This window comes from Nitrospira sp. CMX1, from assembly GCF_054902215.1.
In genome coordinates, this window is the sequence record NZ_JBUBKD010000011.1 from 165,016 (window position 1) to 186,615 (window position 21,600).

A 21,600-nucleotide genomic window follows, 5' to 3' on the forward strand; every position below is an offset into this window, starting at 1 on the left:
GTTCCAGGATCATAAATGGTTGGTCGAAGCACTACGTGTGGGGGAGATAGGCGCCAGCTCATCGCGAACCCTTGGCATTCAACGACAGAAGCGGCTACACATTGAACCTAAAATACACAATATCTGCTTCTTTAATGACGTAGTCTTTGCCTTCGAGACGAAATAACCCCTTTTCCTTCACCTTCGCTTCAGACCCACAGGCCAACAGATCGTCGTAATGGTAGACCTCGGCGCGGATGAATCCACGTTCCATATCGGAGTGGATCTTGCCCGCCGCTTGCGGAGCTTTGGTGTTTCGGGGGATCGGCCAGGCCCGAGATTCAATCTCACCGGCGGTGAAAAACGTCACCAAATCCAGCAAGCTATAGGCCTCACGCGTCAACCGGACTAGCCCTGATTCGGTCAATCCCATTTCACTCAGGAAATCCGTTCGTTCACTTTCGGGTAACGACGAGAGCTCCGCTTCCAGTTGCCCACAAATGGTCACAACCCGGGCCCCGCGCTTGGCTGCAAAATCTCTTACCGCCTGGACCATTGCTTCGTCGGCATTCTTTCCTTCAGAAACGTTGGCGACAAACAGCACCGGCTTTGCCGAAAGCAACTGACATTCGGTGAGGATTGTCCGTTCCTCTGCCGGATATTCCCGATTGCCCAACCACTCCCCCTTGTCGAGCATACCAATCAACTTGGTCAGAAACTCCACTTCAAAGGCTGCCTTCTTGTCACCGGCCCGAACCTTCTTTTCGGTCTTCTGCTTTCGCCGATCAAGCGTCTCCAGATCAGACAGCATGAGCTCGGTCTCAATCACTCCAATGTCACGGAGGGGATCGACCCCACCGCTGACATGGACCACATCGGTCCCCTGAAAACACCGCACCACGTGCAGCAACGCATCGACTTCGCGAATGTGGCCAAGGAATTGATTCCCCAATCCTTCACCTTTACTGGCCCCTTCGACCAGCCCGGCAATGTCCCGCACTTCCAGCGTGCTGTAGGTGGTCTTTTTCGAAGCGAAGATCTCCGTCAATTTGACAAGCCGAGGATCCGGCACCAGTGCCACACCGGTATTGGGATCCACCGTGGCAAACGGATAGTTCGCCGCGAGTGCCCCACCACCGGTGAGTGCATTGAAGACTGTTGTTTTACCAACGTTCGGAAGACCGATCATGCCGCAACAGAGTCCCATAGATCTCCTGACGGTGCTGAGATAAAATTTCTGAGTGCTGAGTGTAGGACCGAGGCTGTCTAGTCCGCACTATTCTTTGGTCGTTTCTCGCTCTCTGACATTGAACTGAGTCATCGCCACTTCTGGCCCTCGATGGATCAGACACTCCAGCGCATCAACAGCTCGCTCCAAACACGGTTCAAAGACCGCCAGTTCGTCTTTCGTGACTGGTTCTAACACATAGTCCGCTGAATCTTGGCTTGGTGCAGGCCGGCCGACTCCGATCTTTAATCTGATAAATTGTGGGGTCCCCAGCGCTTCGATGAGGGATTTGATCCCATTATGCCCCCCGTAGCCTCCGGAAAGCTTGATCCGCAGCCGACCCGGTTCTAAATCGAGATCGTCATGGACTACGATGAGCTCGTTGGGAGTAAGGGAATACTCTCGCAGAAGGCCTTTCACGGGAGGACCGGAACAGTTCATCCAGTCGAGGAGACCGGCCAACTCGATCACTTCTCGCCCAAGTCGTCCGGAACCTCGCTGTGCGGTTCCGCGCGGTGAGAGCCGGATCGACCATCGAGCGGCAGCCCGCTCGATGGTCCACATCCCGACATTGTGACGGGTCTGGGCATAGGCCTTCCCCGGATTGCCCAGTCCAACTAGCAGACGCACCGTTACTTCTTCTTTTCAGCTTCTTTCTTCTCAGCCTTGGGCGCGGCAGCCGCGTCTTTCTTCTCTCCGCCCTTGGCGTCACCGGCAGGCGCTGCGGCACCAGCTTTGGCCGGTTCGCCCGCGGCTCCCTCAGCCCCAGCTTCCTTGCCCTTTGCCAGGACTTCCGGTTCGCCTGCAGCACCTACACCACTGGTCAGCAAGGCCTCCAGTTTCGCATCCGACATCGGGGCCGCAACACTCACCACCATCTGGTCAGGTTCATCCAAGAAACGGACTCCGTCACGCGCGCCAATTTCTTTCACATGGATGCCGCTCCCAATGGTCAAGGCTGACGCATCCACTTCGATGTGATCAGGCAATACCGCGGGCAAACATTCGACATTCATGTCGCGCATGTTGTGGTGCAACACACCACCTTCCTTCACACCAGCTGGAATGCTGCCAATGACCTTGACCGGCACCTTGACCCGAATCGGTTTACTCATGGAAATTTCAAAGAGATCGGCATGCAACACCGCTCCCGTCACCGGATCTACTTGATAGTCTCGCAAGAGTGCGGTACGGCTCGGCTTAGACTTGGCCCCACTGACCGTCAGTGAAATCAACGCAGTACTGCCCGCGTGGGACTTCAGAATCTTGACCAGGTCGTCGGGGTTGGCGATCAGCGAGAGACATTCACCCTGGCCGTACAACACCGCCGGAATTTTCCCTGCCCGCCGCATCGACCGCGCAGCTCCTTTACCCGCTTGTTCCCTGACTGACACTGTCAAATCAAATTTCATGATTCTCCTCCGCCTCCCCAGCTTCCAGCACAACGCCCCGCCCAAACCGGGCTAGGCAAATAATGAACTCACCGACTCATCTTCATGAATGCGCCTGATCGCCTCACCTAAGAGCGGCGCCACCGACAATTGATGCAACTTCGGACAGATCAACTCTTTCCCTCGCAACGGAATAGTGTTGGTAATCACCACTTGGGAAAGACACGAAGACTGTAATCGTTCCAGCGCCGGCCCAGACAAGACGGCATGGGTACAAGCCGTGATCACCTCTCGCGCACCATGATCGAGACAAGCCTGTGCGCCCTGAACGATCGTACCAGCCGTATCAATCATGTCATCAAGGAGGAGGACTCGTTTCCCCTGCACATCCCCGATGATGTTCATGATTTGGGCTTGATTGGGACCTTCTCGGCGTTTATCAATGATCGCCAGATTCGCCTGGAGCCGTTTCGCAAATGCCCTGGCTCGCTCCACCCCACCGGCATCGGGCGAAACTACGACCAGGTCGGGCATTTGTTTTTTGATGATGTAGTCCAGCAAGACCGGGAGCGCATAGAGGTGGTCGACTGGCACGTTAAAAAATCCTTGAATCTGTCCGGCATGAAGGTCCATCGAGAGCACGCGGTCGGCTCCCGCCGTGGTCATCAAGTCCGCAACCAATTTGGCGGTAATGGGAACACGGGGTTGATCCTTACGATCTTGACGGGCATACCCAAAATACGGGATCACCGCCGTGATACGATTCGCCGATGAGCGTTTCAGCGCATCAATGATGATCAACAACTCCATCAAGGAATCATTGACCGGCTGACAACAGGACTGCGCCACAAAGACATCGGCACCCCGAACATTTTCGTCGATCTTGACTCGGATCTCTCCATCGCTAAACGAAGAGACCGTTGCTTCACCCAACTTCTGCCCAAGGTAGGCACAGATCTCATGCGCAAGCGCAAGATTGGCGTTGCCAGAGAAAATTTTCAATTCTCTGTTCATCGAACGTTCCTAACTGACCGTCTCGTCTTTAGTCTAACGTGCTGGATTCTCTAGTGGTTCTTGTGCGGCACGCAATGCTGACCGTTATCAGCCTGGCAACACTCGTCGCAGCACACACGACTGAGGAAACCCATCAAAGGGTGAAACTTTATAAGAAATCTCCGGTCTCTGTCAATAAACGATCGAGGGAAGGTTGAAATCGGTCACCTACGAGGGACACGAGGTCTGTGCAACAAACACCTTGAACTGGGGCTCATTCATGAATATGGCTTGTGCCTGACAAGCCTTCGCTTCATCACGGAAGACCCCAAACACGGTCGCGCCGCTTCCGGAGAGAAGCGCCGCCTCAGCCTTAAGGGCCAGCAGTCGATGCTTGATCTCGCCCAGCATGGGATAGGCCCTAAACACCGGTACTTCAAAGTCGTTTTCTGCTACTTCCAGTACCTGTTCCCATACCAACTCCGAGGTTTGTTCCAGCATGGCATGAGACTGGGCTAGTGGAAGCACTCCAGATCGATTCACGGATAGTTGCTGATACGCCCACTTCGTTTCGACAGGGAAGCCAGGATTGACCAAGACGACCCATCGAGTCCCCTTGATTCGAACCGGAGCAACGTGCTCGCCACGCCCTGCCACGGTTGCAGAGGGCGCGAAGAAAAAGAACGGCACATCGCTTCCAAGCGTTTGGCCGATGTGCGCCATCTTTTCCTCCGACCATCCCAGATTGAGTAACCGGTTCAGACCGATAATCGTCGCAGCCGCATCGCTACTCCCACCTCCCAACCCAGCCCCCATTGGAATCCGCTTTGCAAGGGTGATATCCACTCCTTCTATTCTGCCACTCTGCTCCATGACCGCCACGGCCGCCCGATAGACCAAATTGGAATCATCGGTTTTCAACGATGGATCGTCACAGCGCAACGTGATCATGGAATGGCTGCCACTCAGCCCAATGGTGATCTCATCCTCCACCTTGACCGTCTGCATCAACGACCAAAGATTATGATAGCCGTCAGGGCGACGATCCAGAATGCGGAGCACAAGATTGACCTTGGCAGGTGCGAGAACACGAATGGAGGACGGAGCGGAGGTCGATGCGGGAGAAAGGTTAGTCACGACCTCCTTTTATAGCATACTTCTCCAACCGATACCGAAATGATCTCGTGTTCAGACGGAGCATCCGTGCAGCTTTCTTCTTGACCCATTTGGACCGTTCCAGCGCCTTCAGCAGCAGATCCTTTTCGATTCCATTGATCAACCCCTCAAGATCCACGCCCTCATCGGTTAAGTCCAGCGGCATCCCCTGTACTGGGATCGGCACCGTGGGCCGATGAAGCCATCCACGCACATCGGCATCTGTCACCGGTCCGTCCACAGAAAACGCCACGACCCGCTCAATCAGATTCTCCAGTTCACGAACGTTCCCGCGCCATTCATGCCCTAAGAGGACGTGCATCGCATCGGAACTGAGCACCGGCTTGGGCTTCCCACTTTCTTTCGCAAACCGTTCCAGAAAGTGATGGACGAGTAGCGGGATATCACCTGTTCTCATCCGCAGCGGTGGAAGCCGGATGGGGATCACATCCAGGCGGTAATAGAGATCTTCCCGGAACGAACCGTCCGCCACGGCTTTCTCAAGATCTTTGTTGGTGGCCGCCACCACACGCACATCGACTTTAATATCCTGACTGCCCCCCACTCGACGAAATTCTCGCTCTTGAATCACTCGAAGCAGTTTCACCTGAATCGTCGGAGTCGTGTCTCCGATTTCGTCAAGAAAGATCGTTCCGCCGTTCGCGATCTCGAACAACCCAGCTTTATTCGCAATCGCGCCAGTAAATGATCCCTTCATATGGCCGAACAGCTCGCTTTCCAACAAGGTCTCTGGTACGGCACTACAGTTCACGGCCACAAACGGCAAGGCGCTCCTTGCACTGTTATAGTGAATCGCACGGGCCACTAATTCCTTTCCTGTTCCACTTTCTCCGCAAATAAGCACGTTGCTTTTCGAGTCCGCGACTTTTCGTACGACTTCAAAAACTTTTTGCATCGCCTCACTCTGACCGACTAATTGCGCGAATGACGACTGACTCGCCATCTCGCGCTTGAGGAGCATGTTTTCAGTCGTGAGGCGCCGCTTTTCCAATGCATTCCGGATGATCAACTGCACTTCATCAACTTGGAAGGGTTTCGTCAGATAATCATAGGCACCCTGTTTCATTGCCTCCACGGCTGAATCTGCACTCGCAAACGCCGTAATGATCAACACCACTGTTTCTGGAGAGGCTGATTTGACCGCTTTGAGAACCTCCATGCCGTCGACCTTGGGCATGCGCAGGTCGGTGATGACCAGGTCAAAGATCTCCTTCTGCAGGAGTTCAACCGCCTCCTCACCGTCAGCGGCACTCGTCACAGCGTACCCCGCCCGCTTGAGCATGATGCTCAACACCTCGCGCAAGCTTTGTTCGTCATCGACGACTAAGATCTTTTCCACGGCTCTCTTCCCTCATACCAGAGTCTGATCCCTGAATCCGCGGCACGAGGCAAACAGACCCCGAATCGCGTCCCCAGCCCTTCCTCACTCTCCACTTTGATCCACCCACCATGAAGATCCACGATGCGATGGACCGCCGCCAATCCTAATCCGGACCCACTCTTCTTGGTGGTAAAGAACGGGAGAAAGATTTTATCGAGGTTCTTCTTTGGAATGCCTGCTCCCGTATCATGGAACGACACCTCAATGACCTCAGCCTTCCGACCCACCACATCCACCTTTCGACATCCTGTTGATACCGTCAGCTGACCACCCATTGGCATCGCATCAAACGCGTTCACGGCCAAATTCCAAAATACTTGTTTCATCTGATCCTGATCCACTTGCGCAGGCAGCGTGTCGGAACAGGGGGCGGTCACAACGGTGATATTCGCTCTCGTTCGTGCTTCATGTTGTACTAGATCAAACGTCTCAGCAAGGACTTTGTTTAAATCGCACTCGATGAGATTCAGGGCAGGAGGCCTGGCGTACTGCAAAAACTCAGTAATGATGGCATTCAACCGAGTCGCTTCCCGAACTGCGATCCCTACCAACCGTTGGCTCGTTTCGTCGGCCTGAAAATCTTTCCGCAGCATTTGCATAGCACCGGCAAGAGCACCGAGCGGGTTTCGGATTTCATGCGCCATCCCCGCCGACATTTCTCCAAGGCTGGCCAGCCACTCCTTGCGCCGCATCTCCTCCTCTAAGTCCCGGATCTGCGTGAGATCCTTGCAGACACCCACCAAGCCGGTTGTCTCGCCTTGCTCGTGTAACGGCCCAAGGGTCATCCCAAGAATCAGTCGATTCCCGTCCGCTCGTTTGCACTCGACCTCAAAGCGAAGATTATGTGACACACTCTCAGCAGCCTCATTCTCCATTTCCTCTGGCCGGCAATTAAATACTTCTCGCCAAGGGCGCCCTTGAACCTGTGCGCTGCTATAGCCAGTCGCTTCCTCAGCTGCAGGGTTGAATGATGTGATCCGGCCATGCGCGTCGGCTGTAAACACCCCGCTACTGATGCTGTTCACGATATTTTCATGGAACGCTTGAAGACGATGGAGCCCCTGCTCTTTTTCTCGGAGCGATTGATCAGACGTCCGCAATTGATCCGCGAGCGCCCCACTCAAGAACCCGACGACCAGAAACGCGAGCGCATAGACGCCGAACGCCTGGAGCGTTTCCGCGGCAGTCAACCGAGTATGTGGGAGCCAGCCCCATGTCCCCGCGAGACCATACAACTGCAAATTGGTCAGGAGTCCGAACAGAATGATGCAGATACTGGCGGTCAATAAGCCGACCCGGCGACGTGGAACCAGGCTTGCTACCGTCACGCTGATGACGTACAGAACGGCAAAGGGACTTTCAATCCCGCCGGTTCGTGCAATCAGCACAGACTCAACGACAAAATCGACAGCGATCTGACCCCATGCAAACGACACCAGGACTTCGGGACGATCAAGGTGTTGAAGGATGATGGCGTAGAGAATCGTGGCTGCATAGGTGAATATGATCAAGGCATAGAACGTTTCGACGCGCTCGCCTTTCGTCACCTGGAAGGCAAGGGACAATCCCAACAGCAACGTGACGAGAACAACCCGCCACCCCATCAGCCAATAGATTCTGGTTTTGATTTCGTCCACGCAGTGCTCACCTCATTGTCAAGCCATTGCGCTCCGTCGGGAGGGCTGATCGACTGCTACGGACCGATCAGCTGAGAGACCTGTAGGCGAGAAGAATACCGCTAGCGCTTGCCACAATAGGGATGGACGAACGTCCGACTAGCTTGATTCTCAATGGGTGACGGAAGAAGCTCCACCTCAACGTACTCGTTACCCGATCGCAGACGCCATTGTGAAGATCGGCAGGTACATCGCGACGACGATGAAGCCGACTGTAGTTCCCAGAAACACCATCATCATCGGTTCCAAGAGTGCCGTGAGATTCCCGACGGCCTCATCCACTTCGTCTTCATAGAAATCGGCGATCTTCCCGAGCATAGTGTCCAGCGCACCGGTTGACTCTCCGACCGAAATCATGTGCGTGACCATCTTCGGGAAGGTGCCGCTTTTTGCAAGCGGTTCCGAAATCGTCTTACCTCCGCTGATACTGACCTTTGCATCAAGCAGTGCCCCTTCGACAACCTTGTTACCAGCCGTCTTGGCACAAATTGTTAACGCCTCCAGTAATGGCACGCCACTGGCCAACAATGTCCCCAATGTCCTGGTAAACTTGGCCACCGAAGCCTTTCGAATCAAATCCCCAAACACGGGCAGCTTCAGCAGGAACTTGTCGATGGCCAACCTCCCCTGTGTCGTTGCATAGTACTTTTTGATGCCCGTCACGGCCCCGACGATCACACCCAGAATGATATACCAGTTCCCTTGCGCGAAATTACTCATGTCGATCACGAGCTGGGTCGGTGCTGGAAGTCCCATTTTCCCACCGGACATTTCCTGGAACATTTTCTCGAACACCGGGATGACCCAAATCATTAAGACCGTAATCACGATCGCCGCGATGCCAAGAATAGCGGCGGGATAGACCATGGCGCTCTTGATCTGCCCTTTGAGCTTCATTGCCTTTTCGATATGTTTCGATAGCCGTCCAAGAATGGTATCGAGCAATCCCCCGACTTCTCCAGCATGGACCATATTGACGTACAGATCATCGAAAATTTTGTGGTGCCTGCGGAGTGCGTCCGAAAACGTCGATCCTCCTTCGACCTGTCCCTTGATCTCACCGACAGCCTTCCTCAATGCCGCATTCTCCGACTGGGTTGATAAGATTTCGAGACATTGAATCAAGGGCAATCCCGCATTAATCATCGTCCCGAATTGTCTCGTAAACACGACTAAGTCTTTCTCCTTTACCCCGCTGCCCAACTTAAACCTGAACCCCTCTTTGGCCGATTTTTCTTCAAGGCTCGTGACGACAAGGTGTTGCCGGCGCAACTGCTCGACGGCCTCATCTCGCGACTTGGCAACGAGCTCGCCCTTTTTCACTGCTCCGGATTTACTGCGCCCGACATAAGCAAATGTGGCCATAGGGTCTCGATCTGTTACGGCTCTCACAGCCGGCTATATAGACAATATGAGGACTACGAAGCGAGTCTACTGGTGACTCCAACCCCTGTCAAAAACAATTACATTATTTGCCTGAATAGTCCGGCGAGCGTCAGATCGAATAATGGGGATTCTGGAAGGTCTGGTTAATTCTCGGTTTTGGATAGAAATCAGTCAAATCCCCAGTCCGAGAGTTGGATGATGAAAAATAGAATAAGGCAGACTTTCCTTAGGTCAGTGGGGGGATCGCATTTGCATTTCGGTACCCTCGATACAGATAGTGGAATCCTGAGGCAAGGGTAAAACCAACCAAGAGGACAACAAGCGGGGTGATCGCTGAGCGGTCGATGCCGCGCCATGTCAGAAACACCGTCAACAGAACATAGCTCAACTGAAAAAACGTGGTTCCCTTTCCCAGGAACGTCGGCGTCACATCAATCGGCGTGCTGGTCACATGGGCAACCACAGTCCCAAGTAAGAGCATCAGATCCCGACTCACAACCAGAATGACAAGCCACGAGGGGACAAGATGGAGCGTTGCAAGCGCGATAAAGCTTGATGTCAACAGAAGTTTGTCTGCCAACGGATCGAGTAACGTCCCTAATCGTGTCCGTTGATTGAGTTTGCGTGCCAGGTGGCCATCAACCGCATCCGTGAGCCCGGCAAGGAGCAGCGTCAGCAGGGCAAGTCCATAAGAACCATAGGTCATGAACCCAATGAATACAGGGATTAAAAGGATACGAAGAATGGTGAGACTATTGGGGATATTCATGGAATGGAGCTTGGATACGCCTCTGAGATTGAACGAGGGGAGGCATCATAGTAACGGACGGTCAGCTTGTCAACGAGTTGCAGGCATGGGGGGACACCTCCTATAATCAAAAAAGAGGTCTTCTATCTCAACTGACGGCGAAGGGAATGGCAAGTATGAGCACGTTACCGCTACTATTCAAGAAAGAAGGATTGGTTGAAAAACATCAAGTCGAGGGAGTGGATCCGAGCGACCGCTATTTTAATCGAGCCATCCTTGTCAATAGAACCTCGGCAGGCTACGCGACAAAAGTAATGTATGAAGCGTTGATCGTTGAGAGCCGCTCACACTCGACCATTCTCGCTGCTGTAAAGGAATTGATTGAAAAGCTCCAGGACTTCGGGTTCACTCGCCTGAGAACTCGCCCCAATTTTAAGGGTAACCGCTATCTCGCGGAAAAGGAAACCTGGGTCGATTATCCAGACCGTTCTTGACGTTAGCTGAGAAATTCCTCATAGACAAGGTCGTGGATCATGGGACGGAACTCCCGAATGGCTTCATTCCGACTTGAGGGATGGACGCGATTGGAAAGCAACACGACTTCCAGCCGTGGTACAGGGTCTACCCAAATTGAAGTCCCGGTATAGCCAAGATGACCAAAAGACTGGGCTGAAAAGTGCCGTCCAGCCGATGACGGATTCGAGGGGGTATCCCATCCTAGTGCCCAACTGGATGCCCCCCCTTTTGCTTGCCGCCTGGTAAATTCCCGAACAAGATCACGATCAAGCATCGCTGATTGTCCGTGGTACGTCCGCAGCCACTCATCTGTAATTGCCATGACGGCATCAACATTCCCAAATAGCCCAGCATGACCGGCCTCGCCACCCATTGCACCGGCATTTTGATCATGCACTTCTCCGCATAGCAGCCGGCCCCGCCAGGGATCAACCTCAGTCGGAGCGACCCCGCCATTCACTTCACGCACGCTGTCAAGAAATGTGTGGAGCTCCTCAGAGAGGACAAATTGAATTCGGGGTTTCCCCAACCGACGCACAATGCAATCAGAGAAAAACTCATTGAGTGGTCGCCCGCTGATTCGTTCGACGACGAGTCCTAATAGCATAAACCCTAGATCACTATAAAGGCTGCGAGCACCTCGCTCATAGACCATGCCTTCTGATCGGATAAGGTTCAACAGCTTTTGCTTTGCCCTCAATCGATCTTCCCTCGATGAAGGAATGACTCCATCCGGGCTGAGCCGTTCATAATAGCCTCGCCATCCAGGCAATCCCGATTGATGGGTCAACAAATCTCTAAGGGTCGCAGACCCAATTGGACTCTCAGTATATTCCTCAAGATACTCAGCAAGGTCAGCATCAAACCGACACTTGCCGTCCTGGATCAGCAGGACGAGAGACGTCACGGTTGCTAGGGGTTTCGTTAAGGAAGCCAGGTCATAGATGGTGGACGCAAGAACAGAAGCCCCTAGCGGGTCCGTAGACAGCTGTCCGGCGTAAAAACGAGTGATCGGCCTGTCCCCGCACCGCACGGCTAATACGGCTCCTGGGAAGACGCCATTCGCAACCGCTCGATCAAGTGCGGCCTGAATAGCAGAGGGTTCGGACATGGTGAGAAATTGAGGTAAAAAACGGGAACCGCGTACCAGATAGGCCTTCGGATAGGCGAGGAGATTCAGCCGCTCATCGCGTAGGGCTAGACTCTCCTTCCATTTTTTCGTCCGGCACAATGCTATGGTCTTGATAGACTTCGCTGGCCTCAACATCCAGCATTCGTTCGAAGGTGCTGAGTGTGGCTCGCATACGCTCCACCATCAGTAGCCGCTGTTTCTTCAGCACAGACAAATCTCGCTGGGTATTCCCCAACTCAACCCTGGCTTGCCGAAAGAGTTCGCTGGCCTTCAATTCTGCTTCCTTCACAATCAGCTCAGCATCCCGCTGTGCGCTACGCTTGACATCCTCCGCCAACGACTGCGCCGACACAAGGGTATTGGACAAGGTCGTCTCGGTCCGTTTCAAGTCCGTTACCTGTTGTTCAAGGGAGTAGATTCGCTCGCGCAAGGTGGTATTGTCTCGATTCAGGTACTCCACCGTCTGTGCGATCTCCTCCAAAAAGCGGTTGACCTCTTCGCGATCATAGCCACGAAGTTTGACTTGAAACACCATCTGTTGAATGTCAATCGGCGTGATCTTCATGCCATCCCCCATTTGGTTGAGTCAATTCATCCGTACTGCCATGTCCTTGATTGACTGGACAACCGCGATTTGCAAAAACCAAATCGCCGCAATGACAATCAACGGAGAAAGGTCTATGCCCATCCCCAAGCCAACCCTCCGCCGAATCGGAGCTAATATTGGCTCCGTTGCGCGGGTGAGAAATTGCACGATCGGATTCCACGGATCAGGGTTAACCCACGAAATAAGCGCCCGGGCAATGATGATCCAACTATAAAAGGACAAGAGATAGTCTAGCACCGTTGCCACCCCTAACAAGGTATTTCCAACCACAAACATTAGTTTCCAAGCTCCTGGGATCGTTTTGTTGCAGCCTCAACTGCATCCATCAAGACAGCCCGCAGGCCACCTTGCTCCAACCGATGTAAACCCGCAATCGTTGTTCCTCCCGGAGAAGCAACTTGGTCCTTAAGCCGTGCAGGATGCTGGCCAGACTCTAGGACCATCCGGGCCGCGCCCAGAACGGTCTGTGCAGACAACACATTCGCTGTCTCTCGAGGTAAACCCATTTTTACCCCACCATCTGCCATCGCCTCAATGGCTAGGAAAATATATGCAGGGCCGCTTCCGCTCAAGCCGGTCACGGCATCCATGAGACGCTCGTCAACCTGGACAACCTTGCCCACCGATTCAAACATCTGCCGCACGCAGGCAACCCCTTCAGGTCCAACACCTGGACCGACCGCTAAGGCCGTCATCCCCGCACCAACCATCGCTGGTGTGTTCGGCATCGCACGCACAATCGCTGCCGGACCATCAAGGAGTTCCTGGATCCGACGAATTGGGAATCCTGCCGCCACTGAAACGACAAGCCGATCGCTGATAACCTCCCTCACTCCTTTCAGCACTTCGGCGATGATCTGAGGCTTAACGGCCAGCACGACGACCTCGCTGGCGCTGACCACCTCATCATTCGTGGGACAAACCTGAATCCCGTATTGTTGTTTCAGGTAACCCTGTCTTGTGCCATCCGGATCAGCCACTCGAATCTTGTCAGGCCCATACTGCTTGGCAGCGAGCACACCACTGATCAGAGCTTCGGCCATACGCCCACCACCGACAAACCCAATGGTGCTTATCGGAGAGGGCTTAAACATGCCGTGCTCCAAAAATGGCACTGCCAACGCGAACGAGCGTCGCCCCTTCCTCTATGGCAACTTCATAATCATTCGACATTCCCATAGAAAGCTCGTCCATCCTCACCGATGAGAAATGTTGGGCATCAATCATCTTCGCTAACTCGTTGAGTTTTCTAAAATAGGGCCGGGCCGACTCAGGATCAACAGTGGGCGGCGGAATAGCCATCAATCCTTTGATACAGACATGGGAGAGACAGGCCATGTCTGACACGATCTGTCGCATGTCATCTGGACGAAACCCTGCTTTTGTTGGCTCGTTGCCGATGTTAACCTCCAGCAAGACATCTTGCTTGCAGCCCGCCTCTCCTCCACGCCGATCGATCTCTTTCACTAGCTCCAGGCTATCGACCGAATGGATCAGATCGAACAGACCGATCACGGATCGTACCTTCCTTCGCTGCAAATTACCGATAAAATGCCAGTGAACCGAACTATGATTGAAGGCTGGAATCTTAGTCAGCGCCTCTTGAACTCGATTTTCTCCCAAGATCGACAGACCCGCCTGCACCCCTTCTTCGATCTGCTGGATCGAAACAGTCTTGGTCGCTGCCACAAGACGAATACTGTGGGCTGGACGACCGGTCTTTTCTGCAGCCGATCGAATCTTTGCGAGCACTGATTGGACCCGGATTGCAATTGTGTCTTGGACGAGCGATTCCATATACATACTCACGAGTCATAGCGCACCATTCGGCACGCCGCCCACATTCTATCGGATTAGACTGAGAATTGGCAGGGACTGGTTTATCGTCGCTTTAGTGGTAACCCAATGGCACTGATCATGGTCCCGTTGACTTTTCCTTCTCGCCGATAGGAGAAAAATAGATCCTCATGGCAAATCGTACACAGGTTGACAATCGTGATGGCCTGCGATGTCGCTCCATAGGCTAAGGCCTGTTCTTGAATGAGTCCCTTCAAATTCAGCTTGGCTTTTCCCCCATTCCCTATTCGAACGACCTTCTCCCAACTTGGCACCCCCTGACGAACACGTTCAAGGACCGGCTCATCCACTTCGTAACAGCAATCACCGGCAGATGGACCAATACTGAACCGTATCTGTTTTGGATGAGAACCAAACCGCTCTGCCAACAATGCAAGTGTCTTTGGCACGATTGCTCCGACAGCTCCTCGCCATCCTGCATGGATCGCTGCCACAACTCCCTGGACAGGGTCATGCATGAGAATCGGAACACAATCGGCGGTCCTTACTGCCACCATAACCCCGGGCTGATTGGTCACCAAAGCGTCCCAACCGCCCATAAAGCGGTCCGCTGATGAGAGCGGACGATCCACCACCAGAGCCTCGGTCCCATGGACTTGCTTGACGGACAACGTCCATGCTGAGGGTGCGGCCCCTTGAATACCTCGCGAAGGAATGCCGATTCCCAGGTCATGCGCCATCGTGTGTTGTCGGGTTCCAAAGAAGTGATGCACCGAACCCCTGGTATCCGCAAATGCCGGGACCGTTATCACCGATACTTTTGCCATCTCAATGCTTACCTGATCTCCTACGCTGAAGGATCCCGGGCTAATCCGCTTGCTTGCGAAGAAAGGTTGGGACATCCCATTCGTCCTCAGCCGCCATCGCCGCACGATCCGTTGAATCACGCATGTCCGTCATACGCCGCAAAAATGTTGGCCGATCCAGATCTTTCACTGGTCGATCCGCGGCAAGGGAGGCAACCATCCCTGCCAGAAGCGGTTGAATCGGCTTCGTAGGACGGTTCACTCCTCGCTCACCGGCCAGGGACGCCGTCGTCTGATCTTCTTCTCGCTCAAACCCAGTTGCGATCACCGTGATAATGAGATCTTCACCCATATCAGGATTGATAACTTGCCCAACAATGATGTTGGCCTCCGAATCCGCCGTCTGCTGGATAATGCTGGCCGCCTCCTCAACTTCATGCAGTGATAAACTGGGGCCCCCAGTGATATTGAGAAGAACTCCTCGTGCCCCTTCCACACTTCCCTCCTCAAGAAGTGGGCTACACATCGCTTTCTGAGCAGCTTCAATCGCCCGGTTTGGACCGCGTGAGACGCCCATTCCCATGACGGCACGACCGGTATGGGACATCACCGTGCGGACGTCGGCAAAATCGACATTCACATGTCCTGTCGTTGTGATCACATCGGCAATGCCTTGGATGGCCTGCCGCAGTACGTCATCGGCTACCTTGAAGGCCTCTAATAGTGGGGTTGATTTATCGACGATTCCCAAAAGCCGCTGATTGGGGATAACGAGCAACGTATCGACATGACGCCGCATATCGCGGATCCCCTCTTCGGCATGCTTGTTTCTCCGTTGACCTTCATACTGAAATGGTTTCGTCACCACGCCCACCGTCAATATCCCCATTTCTCGTGCGATGCTGGCAACAATGGGAGCGGCTCCGGTCCCAGTTCCTCCCCCCATACCGGCCGTGACAAACACCATATCCGCTCCTTCCAGGCATTCACGGATATGCTCTTTACTTTCAAGCGCGGCATCTCGTCCGATTTCTGGCTTCGCGCCGGCACCTAAGCCGCGGGTCCGTTCGGGGCCAAGTTGGATTTTGTAAGGGGCCAGGGATCGATCCAGTGCTTGAAGGTCGGTGTTGCTGGCGATAAAGTCGACACGAGCGAGTCCAGAGGTGATCATCGTGTTGATCGCATTGCACCCGGCTCCGCCGATGCCGATCACTTTAATCCGGACCGGTGACAACATATCCTCCTGAAATGAAAACATGAGAGCACCTCCTCGCATCACCCGCGCATCGAGCGCCTGCCGCCCGCAAGGGTTTTAAAAGGTTAAAAGACCTCCAACACCCGTTTCGTCCAACTAAACATTTTGGCCCAGGTTCCACCGTTTCGAAGCCCCGTTGTCTCCAATTCATCGACATGTCGCCGGGCATGCAGCAAGAGACCAACACCCGTTGAATGACTCGGATGGCCAACGATATCTCGAAGGCCGCCCACCCCTGATGGCACCCCCCGACGGGCCGGCAGGTTCAAGACTTTCTCAGCCGCATCCGGCATCCCGTCCAGCAGCGAGGTGCCTCCGGTGATCACGACACCAGCCCCCAACATGCCCTCGTATCCGGCACGTGTAATTTCTCTCCGAACCAGTTCGAACATCTCGTCGACGCGCGGCTCCAAGATCTCCGCGATATCTCGCCTGGAAAAGGTTCGAGGTGGACGGTCCCCCACCGAAGGCACTTGGACCACTTGATGACCAATCACTAACTCCGTTCTCGCAATGCCATGTTGGGTTTTGATCCTCTCAGCCTCGGTTTGCGACGTCAAGAGACCAATGGCCAGGTCCTTGGTCAAATTCTGTCCCCCGATCGGAAGAACCGCTGAGTGACGGATACTCCCGTCTAAAAAAATGGCAAGATCGGTGGTTCCCCCCCCCAAATCCACCATCACGACACCGAGTTCACGCTCTTCTTGGCTCAAGACCGCCTCACTGGATGCAAGCGGTTGAAGAATGATGTCGACCACATCCAGTCCAGCCCGATTCACACTCTTCACGATATTTTGCGCCGACGTCACGGCTCCAGTAATGACGTGCACGTTGACTTCCAAGCGATTCCCGGACAGACCCAACGGTTCCCGCACTCCCTCCTGACCATCCACCATGAATTCCCGAGGTAATACGTGGAGGATCCTCCGCTCTTGGGGGATTACTGCGAGCGTGCGCGCACTTTCAATGGCTCGGTGGATATCCTCTCGAGTGACCTCCGCTCGTTTTAGCGCCACGACACCTTTGCAGTTTTCGGCCGCGATATGGCTCCCGGCAATGCCAGTGTAGACGGAATTGATCTGGACCGCCGCCATCAGCTCTGCTTCTTCGACCGCCTTTTTGATGGATTCAACGGTGCTCTCAATATCCACCACGACCCCTTTACGCAAACCACGGGAGGGACTCATGCCGACGCCAATGATGTTGAGACCGCCTGTATCAGTCATCTCTGCAACGATCGCGCAGATCTTCGTGGTCCCGATGTCGAGCCCGACTAGGATTTGATCTCGCTTCGGCACCGCAATCACCCTCCCCCTTCCCGTACGATGATTCGATTATCGTACCGGAGATCCACTTCACTGACACCGCGCCCTGCTCCGTCAAAATTCAGTGATTTCAACGTCGGTTTGACGCGTTGGAACCGCTCCCACTGTTCCTCAACCGACTCCTCCCCAAATCGAAATCGAACGCCCTGGATGAACGCCACAAGATTTGTCTGGTTTTCAGCCTGCACTCGCAACCGCCCCTCGAAGGTTTGCCCAATGACTCTTGCGAGTTCGATGCCAGACATAATTGACCGGCGTACCACATCAGTCCCCTTCAGCAATCCATCGAGGTCAATGCCTGTTACAAGCGGAAATGTGTCATCATCAGCCTGCCCAAGCTTACTCAGGACATGTCCTTCTTCATCACTCAGAAAGTTCTGCGACGCCGCCCGGACGATGGCGGCAGGCTTTCGTTCAACCACAGCTATCCTCAACTCATGGAAGGGGACTCGCGAGACTTGAGCCTCCTTGATCCATGGGTGAGATTCGATCTGCTCTTCGACGGTAGCGGGAACGACCTGATGGAGCGGCATCCCTTGTTTGACCTGCGCCAGCTCAATCACCTTCTGCTTATCAAGATGATGGACACCTTCAACCGTGATCGTATGGATCTCCAGCAACTCACGAACCATGCGACTGGAGTACGTGACGGTTATCGTGATCAGCCATCCTAAAATCGTCACGGCGGTTAAGACTACAGCGAGGCGACCCACGACCTTTCGCCTGGTTGTCCGCGTCCGCCCAGCTTGCTTCACCGCCCGTTCCCCTTGTGGATCTTTCCATCGGTTCATGCGTGGGGCAGTAGGCTCAGTTCGACGTGTTCTGAGCGAGAATCGCATCACACAGACTCCACCTTGGCATGCTGAGCACAGCGGGCTGCACGATCCAAGGCCGACTGCAAGATCCGCTCGACCAAGTCATCGTACCCGAGACCGACCTGTGCTGCAGCCATGGGCAGCAGGCTCGTGGCTGTCATGCCAGGGACCGTATTGATTTCCAACACATAGGGTTGCCCTCGTGGTGTGATGCGAAAATCCACGCGTACGGCCCCCTCACAACCAAGTACATCGTAGCTACGGTAGGCCAAGTCCCCTATTCTCTGCAGTACTTTCGTCGGAAGAGGAGCCGGACAGAGATATTGTGTCTTCCCCTTCTGGTATTTCGCCGAGAAATCATAGAACCCTTCCGGAGCCACAATTTCTATGGCCGGAAGGACCTTCGCCCCATTCATAGCCGTCCCAAGGATCGAGACGGTCGCTTCGTGCCCGGGAATATACCCCTCCACCATCGCTTCCGGATCATAGCGATGAGCCAACGCCAGTGCCTCCTTCCACTGGGCAGCGCGGCGCACAACCGTGACCCCGATCGTAGAACCCTGCGAGACCGGCTTGACGACAATCGGCAACTGAAGCTTGCACTCTTTCAGAATCTTTGCCAGCGATGGCCGATCCCCCCGCCTGATAACCGTTCCTGGAGGAACCGGGACGCCATGCGCAGCCAATAGTGTCTTCGTCATCACCTTGTGCATACCCACAGCACTAGCCCGAACGCCGGACCCCGTGTATGGAATCCCCAAAGTCTCAAGAAATCCCTGGATCAACCCGTCTTCCCCTCCAGGCCCATGAAGCGAAAGAAACGCAATGGCGACTTCCTGTTCTTTCAAGTCTTGATACAACTGATCCCCGACATCGATGGCCACCGCATCATACCCACGACGGAGCAGTGCTTGATGAACCGCTTGGCCGGTCTTCAGAGAAATCTCCCGTTCCGAGGACCACCCTCCCATCAGTACGGCGATGCGTCTATCCGTTATTCTCCCCATGGATACTAATATGTCTCCTGGTTACGCCTGGCCCACCAATTTCAACTCCAGCGCTAATTTTACCCCGGTCTTCCGAATGACCTGGGCTCGAACTTTTTTGATAAGAGCAAGCACATCGGCAGCACTGGCCCGCCCCTGATTCACGATAAAGTTGGCATGTTTTGTCGAAACACAGGCATCGCCGACTGAGACCCCCTTGAGTCCTGCCGCCTCCACGACTCGTCCCGCGGAATCATTAGCGGGATTCTTGAACACACACCCGGCGCTGGGAAGCGTCAGGGGTTGAGTCTCTCGCCGATAGCGCAGATAGTCCTTCACGACCTTCTCAACGACGGACCGAACTCCCGGCTTCAGTTGAAGCCATACTCCGACGACGATTCCCGACGGCAATGACGCTCGCCGATACTCGAATGTGATGGATTCCGCTGGACAGTCCAGAACTTCGCCGTGTGCTCGTACAACTCGAACGGCTTTGACGGTATCTTTCATTTCGCCAAGCTTCGTGCCAGCATTCATCACGACACACCCTGCCACCGTCCCAGGAATCCCGGCCGCCCATTCCAATCCTGCCAACGAGCGGCGGACGGCATAGCCGATCAATGTCGGCATGCCAACCCCTCCCTCGGCGTAGAGCACCGACCCAGCTTCCTCTTGGATCGCACGTAGCTTCGCCAGACTGACCACGACACCTCGAATACCTTTGTCTCGAACCAGAAGATTGGTCCCTCCCAATACAAAGATTGGGAGTCTCTGTTCATGCGTTTGTTTGACCAAACGAATGACATCCTCCACATCGGCCGGTTCCACCAACACATCGGCCGGACCGCCGATCCGAAAAGAGGTGTACTCGCTCAACGGTGCGTTGAAGCGAACCCTCCCCTGAATACCAGCCACCGCGGACTGGACCCTTCGCTGCATCCTCGTGTGTGATGCGATCGCTCCACGCCTGTGAGATGTACGTTTCATGGGTCATCACGCGGACTCAAGTCGCGCAAGAATTCCGGTCCCTGCCTTCCAAATGTCGCCTGCGCCCAAGGTCAAGACGAGATCCCCTGCCTGAAGCTGAGACAAAACCTGATCTGGAATGGTCTCCTTGTGCTCAATGAACGTCACAGCAGGATGGCCTGCCTCCCTCACTGTCTCAGCAAGCGCGGCCCCCGTCACGCCCGGGATAGGCTGCTCGCCGGCCGGATAAATATCGGTCATAAACAGGACATCGGCGTGATCAAACGCGTGGGCAAACTCTCCGAGACAATCACGCGTTCGGCTATAGCGATGGGGTTGAAAGAGGACGACCAGCCGACGATCCCAGCCCTGTTTAGCCGCAGCCAGCGTGGCTTTGACCTCTGTAGGATGATGACCATAGTCATCGACCACCATGATTCCACCAGCCTCGCCTCGTAAATGGAACCGCCGTTCAACACCCGTAAACGCCGCTAATCCTTTACGAATCAAATCCGCCGGAACATCCAGCTCCATCCCGATCGCAATCGCGACGAGTGCGTTCGAGACATTGTGAATCCCTGGCACGGTCAGCCGGAACGGGCCGAGGTTCTTCCCTCGAAAGTGTACACGGAAGTCAGCACCCCATTGTTTGAGACTGATATCCGTCGCGAGAAAGTCCGGCGCCATACCCTCCCGTTCGCGAAGCCCATACGTATGGTAGCGTTTGACGAGGCGAGGAAAGAGCGCGGCAAGGCGGTCGTCATCTGCACATAACACCGCCAACCCATAGAAGGGAATCTTATTGATAAATTCAAGGAAACTTTCGTTGATTCGTTCCATCGATCCATAATGATCCAGATGCTCACGGTCCAAATTCGTCACTGCGACGATGGTGGGAGGAAGACGCAGAAAAGACCCGTCACTTTCATCCGCCTCCGCCACAAGGAGATCGCCGCGGCCAAGCCGAGCATGACTTCCCAGCGCGTTCACCTTGCCGCCGATTACCATCGTTGGATCAAGACCACCCTGTGCGAGTACCGTCGCGACCATCGACGTCGTAGTTGTCTTACCGTGAGCTCCGGCAATGGCCACTCCGAACTTTAGTCGCATAAGCTCTGCCAGCATTTCTGCCCGTGGGATCACGGGTATCTGCATCGCTTTTGCTTTGACCACCTCAGGATTACTTCCGGCCACAGCTGATGAAATAACCACGACTTGTGCCGCACCCACATTCGACTCCTGATGGCCGATGAAGATTCTCCCGCCAAGCTCTTCCAGACGCCTTGTGGTCTCCGAAGCGTGTAGATCAGAGCCGGTCACGGTATAGCCCATCGTGAGCAGTACCTCTGCGATACCGCTCATACCGGCACCGCCGATTCCAACAAGATGAATTTGTTCGATCTTGCGAAACATTCCCATACGACTCACCCGTTGCCG

Annotated in this window: 22 protein-coding genes; 1 reads left to right on the forward strand and 21 read right to left on the reverse strand. The window is 54.4% G+C overall.

The genetic code is table 11. The annotated features are described in order from the left end of the window. Positions 1-94 precede the first annotated feature (94 nt). The 9 genes from ychF to ACYX34_RS02800 all read right to left on the reverse strand — a co-directional run bounded on the left by ychF (position 95) and on the right by ACYX34_RS02800 (position 9,979). Complete coding sequence (ychF, locus tag ACYX34_RS02760; RefSeq protein WP_462075027.1) at positions 95-1,186, reverse strand: redox-regulated ATPase YchF; 1,092 nt, start codon at positions 1,184-1,186, stop codon at positions 95-97. A gap of 69 nt (positions 1,187-1,255) precedes the next feature. Continuing rightward, complete coding sequence (pth, locus tag ACYX34_RS02765; RefSeq protein WP_462075028.1) at positions 1,256-1,837, reverse strand: aminoacyl-tRNA hydrolase; 582 nt, start codon at positions 1,835-1,837, stop codon at positions 1,256-1,258. Positions 1,838-1,839: 2 nt separating this feature from the next. Then, positions 1,840-2,619 (reverse strand): 50S ribosomal protein L25, encoded by a 780-nt coding sequence (locus ACYX34_RS02770; RefSeq protein WP_462075029.1) that lies wholly within the window; start codon positions 2,617-2,619, stop codon positions 1,840-1,842. 51 nt (positions 2,620-2,670) lie between these two features. Further along, positions 2,671-3,612, reverse strand: coding sequence for a ribose-phosphate diphosphokinase (locus ACYX34_RS02775; protein WP_462075030.1), 942 nt, complete (start codon positions 3,610-3,612; stop codon positions 2,671-2,673). 207 nt (positions 3,613-3,819) lie between these two features. After that, complete coding sequence (gene ispE / locus ACYX34_RS02780) at positions 3,820-4,728, reverse strand: 4-(cytidine 5'-diphospho)-2-C-methyl-D-erythritol kinase (protein ID WP_462075031.1); 909 nt, start codon at positions 4,726-4,728, stop codon at positions 3,820-3,822. Further along, positions 4,721-6,106, reverse strand: a complete 1,386-nt coding sequence (locus ACYX34_RS02785; RefSeq protein WP_462075032.1) for a sigma-54-dependent transcriptional regulator — start codon at positions 6,104-6,106, stop codon at positions 4,721-4,723. Before ACYX34_RS02785 ends, ispE begins: the two co-directional genes overlap by 8 nt. Further along, entirely contained in the window at positions 6,091-7,785 is a 1,695-nt protein-coding gene (locus ACYX34_RS02790; RefSeq protein ID WP_462075033.1) for a two-component system sensor histidine kinase NtrB, read from the reverse strand. The genes ACYX34_RS02785 and ACYX34_RS02790 overlap by 16 nt, the downstream gene beginning before the upstream one ends. 189 nt (positions 7,786-7,974) lie before the next feature. After that, on the reverse strand, positions 7,975-9,189 hold the full coding sequence (locus tag ACYX34_RS02795) for a type II secretion system F family protein (RefSeq protein WP_462075034.1): 1,215 nt from the start codon (positions 9,187-9,189) through the stop codon (positions 7,975-7,977). Between the two features lie 247 nt (positions 9,190-9,436). Beyond that, positions 9,437-9,979, reverse strand: coding sequence for a CDP-alcohol phosphatidyltransferase family protein (locus tag ACYX34_RS02800; RefSeq protein WP_462075035.1), 543 nt, complete (start codon positions 9,977-9,979; stop codon positions 9,437-9,439). A gap of 155 nt (positions 9,980-10,134) precedes the next feature. Here ACYX34_RS02800 and ACYX34_RS02805 point away from each other — a divergent pair, with 155 nt between their 5' ends. Then, on the forward strand, positions 10,135-10,452 hold the full coding sequence (locus tag ACYX34_RS02805) for a hypothetical protein (protein ID WP_462075036.1): 318 nt from the start codon (positions 10,135-10,137) through the stop codon (positions 10,450-10,452). A gap of 2 nt (positions 10,453-10,454) precedes the next feature. Here the strand turns inward: ACYX34_RS02805 and ACYX34_RS02810 are convergent, their stop codons facing one another. From ACYX34_RS02810 to murC, 12 genes are all read right to left on the reverse strand, one after another. Then, positions 10,455-11,741 (reverse strand): serine hydrolase domain-containing protein, encoded by a 1,287-nt coding sequence (locus ACYX34_RS02810; protein ID WP_462075037.1) that lies wholly within the window; start codon positions 11,739-11,741, stop codon positions 10,455-10,457. After that, positions 11,659-12,171 carry a DivIVA domain-containing protein gene (locus ACYX34_RS02815; RefSeq protein WP_462075038.1) on the reverse strand — a complete coding sequence of 171 codons (513 nt, stop codon included), beginning with the start codon at positions 12,169-12,171 and terminating at the stop codon, positions 11,659-11,661. The genes ACYX34_RS02810 and ACYX34_RS02815 overlap by 83 nt, the downstream gene beginning before the upstream one ends. Positions 12,172-12,192: 21 nt before the next feature. Further along, a complete protein-coding gene (locus tag ACYX34_RS02820) occupies positions 12,193-12,489 on the reverse strand; it encodes a YggT family protein (RefSeq protein WP_462075039.1) in 297 nt (98 codons plus the stop codon). Further along, positions 12,489-13,307 carry a pyrroline-5-carboxylate reductase gene (gene proC, locus ACYX34_RS02825; RefSeq protein ID WP_462075040.1) on the reverse strand — a complete coding sequence of 273 codons (819 nt, stop codon included), beginning with the start codon at positions 13,305-13,307 and terminating at the stop codon, positions 12,489-12,491. Before proC ends, ACYX34_RS02820 begins: the two co-directional genes overlap by 1 nt. Beyond that, positions 13,300-14,010 (reverse strand): YggS family pyridoxal phosphate-dependent enzyme, encoded by a 711-nt coding sequence (locus ACYX34_RS02830; protein ID WP_462075041.1) that lies wholly within the window; start codon positions 14,008-14,010, stop codon positions 13,300-13,302. Before ACYX34_RS02830 ends, proC begins: the two co-directional genes overlap by 8 nt. 83 nt (positions 14,011-14,093) lie before the next feature. Then, positions 14,094-14,837: a peptidoglycan editing factor PgeF gene (gene pgeF / locus ACYX34_RS02835; RefSeq protein WP_462075042.1), complete on the reverse strand. Its 744-nt coding sequence runs from the start codon at positions 14,835-14,837 to the stop codon at positions 14,094-14,096. Between the two features lie 40 nt (positions 14,838-14,877). Further along, the gene (ftsZ, locus tag ACYX34_RS02840; RefSeq protein ID WP_462075043.1) at positions 14,878-16,074 is read right to left on the reverse strand and encodes a cell division protein FtsZ; all 1,197 of its coding nucleotides are present in this window, start codon (positions 16,072-16,074) and stop codon (positions 14,878-14,880) included. A gap of 62 nt (positions 16,075-16,136) precedes the next feature. Next, complete coding sequence (ftsA, locus tag ACYX34_RS02845) at positions 16,137-17,369, reverse strand: cell division protein FtsA (protein ID WP_462075044.1); 1,233 nt, start codon at positions 17,367-17,369, stop codon at positions 16,137-16,139. Between the two features lie 5 nt (positions 17,370-17,374). Further along, positions 17,375-18,187 carry a cell division protein FtsQ/DivIB gene (locus tag ACYX34_RS02850; RefSeq protein WP_462075045.1) on the reverse strand — a complete coding sequence of 271 codons (813 nt, stop codon included), beginning with the start codon at positions 18,185-18,187 and terminating at the stop codon, positions 17,375-17,377. Between the two features lie 47 nt (positions 18,188-18,234). Continuing rightward, positions 18,235-19,218, reverse strand: coding sequence for a D-alanine--D-alanine ligase (locus ACYX34_RS02855; protein ID WP_462075046.1), 984 nt, complete (start codon positions 19,216-19,218; stop codon positions 18,235-18,237). A 21-nt stretch (positions 19,219-19,239) separates the two neighbouring features. Continuing rightward, the gene (murB, locus tag ACYX34_RS02860) at positions 19,240-20,136 is read right to left on the reverse strand and encodes a UDP-N-acetylmuramate dehydrogenase (RefSeq protein WP_462075047.1); all 897 of its coding nucleotides are present in this window, start codon (positions 20,134-20,136) and stop codon (positions 19,240-19,242) included. Positions 20,137-20,190: 54 nt separating this feature from the next. Continuing rightward, a complete protein-coding gene (gene murC / locus ACYX34_RS02865) occupies positions 20,191-21,576 on the reverse strand; it encodes a UDP-N-acetylmuramate--L-alanine ligase (RefSeq protein WP_462075186.1) in 1,386 nt (461 codons plus the stop codon). Between the last annotated feature and the right edge of the window lie 24 nt (positions 21,577-21,600).

Excerpts from the sequence above, each read along its gene's own strand:
- ychF (WP_462075027.1), bottom strand. The coding sequence starts at position 1,186 with ATGGGACTCTGTTGCGGCATGATCGGTCTTCCGAACGTTGGTAAAACA.
- ACYX34_RS02770 (WP_462075029.1), bottom strand. The coding sequence starts at position 2,619 with ATGAAATTTGATTTGACAGTGTCAGTCAGGGAACAAGCGGGTAAAGGA.
- ACYX34_RS02775 (WP_462075030.1), bottom strand. The coding sequence starts at position 3,612 with ATGAACAGAGAATTGAAAATTTTCTCTGGCAACGCCAATCTTGCGCTT.
- ACYX34_RS02795 (WP_462075034.1), bottom strand. The coding sequence starts at position 9,189 with ATGGCCACATTTGCTTATGTCGGGCGCAGTAAATCCGGAGCAGTGAAA.
- ACYX34_RS02800 (WP_462075035.1), bottom strand. The coding sequence starts at position 9,979 with ATGAATATCCCCAATAGTCTCACCATTCTTCGTATCCTTTTAATCCCT.
- ACYX34_RS02805 (WP_462075036.1), top strand. The coding sequence starts at position 10,135 with ATGAGCACGTTACCGCTACTATTCAAGAAAGAAGGATTGGTTGAAAAA.
- ACYX34_RS02810 (WP_462075037.1), bottom strand. The coding sequence starts at position 11,741 with ATGTTGAGGCCAGCGAAGTCTATCAAGACCATAGCATTGTGCCGGACG.
- ACYX34_RS02815 (WP_462075038.1), bottom strand. The coding sequence starts at position 12,171 with ATGAAGATCACGCCGATTGACATTCAACAGATGGTGTTTCAAGTCAAA.
- ACYX34_RS02820 (WP_462075039.1), bottom strand. The coding sequence starts at position 12,489 with ATGTTTGTGGTTGGAAATACCTTGTTAGGGGTGGCAACGGTGCTAGAC.
- proC (WP_462075040.1), bottom strand. The coding sequence starts at position 13,307 with ATGTTTAAGCCCTCTCCGATAAGCACCATTGGGTTTGTCGGTGGTGGG.
- ACYX34_RS02830 (WP_462075041.1), bottom strand. The coding sequence starts at position 14,010 with ATGGAATCGCTCGTCCAAGACACAATTGCAATCCGGGTCCAATCAGTG.
- pgeF (WP_462075042.1), bottom strand. The coding sequence starts at position 14,837 with ATGGCAAAAGTATCGGTGATAACGGTCCCGGCATTTGCGGATACCAGG.
- ftsZ (WP_462075043.1), bottom strand. The coding sequence starts at position 16,074 with ATGTTTTCATTTCAGGAGGATATGTTGTCACCGGTCCGGATTAAAGTG.
- ACYX34_RS02850 (WP_462075045.1), bottom strand. The coding sequence starts at position 18,187 with ATGAACCGATGGAAAGATCCACAAGGGGAACGGGCGGTGAAGCAAGCT.
- ACYX34_RS02855 (WP_462075046.1), bottom strand. The coding sequence starts at position 19,218 with ATGGGGAGAATAACGGATAGACGCATCGCCGTACTGATGGGAGGGTGG.
- murB (WP_462075047.1), bottom strand. The coding sequence starts at position 20,136 with ATGCAGCGAAGGGTCCAGTCCGCGGTGGCTGGTATTCAGGGGAGGGTT.
- murC (WP_462075186.1), bottom strand. The coding sequence starts at position 21,576 with ATGTTTCGCAAGATCGAACAAATTCATCTTGTTGGAATCGGCGGTGCC.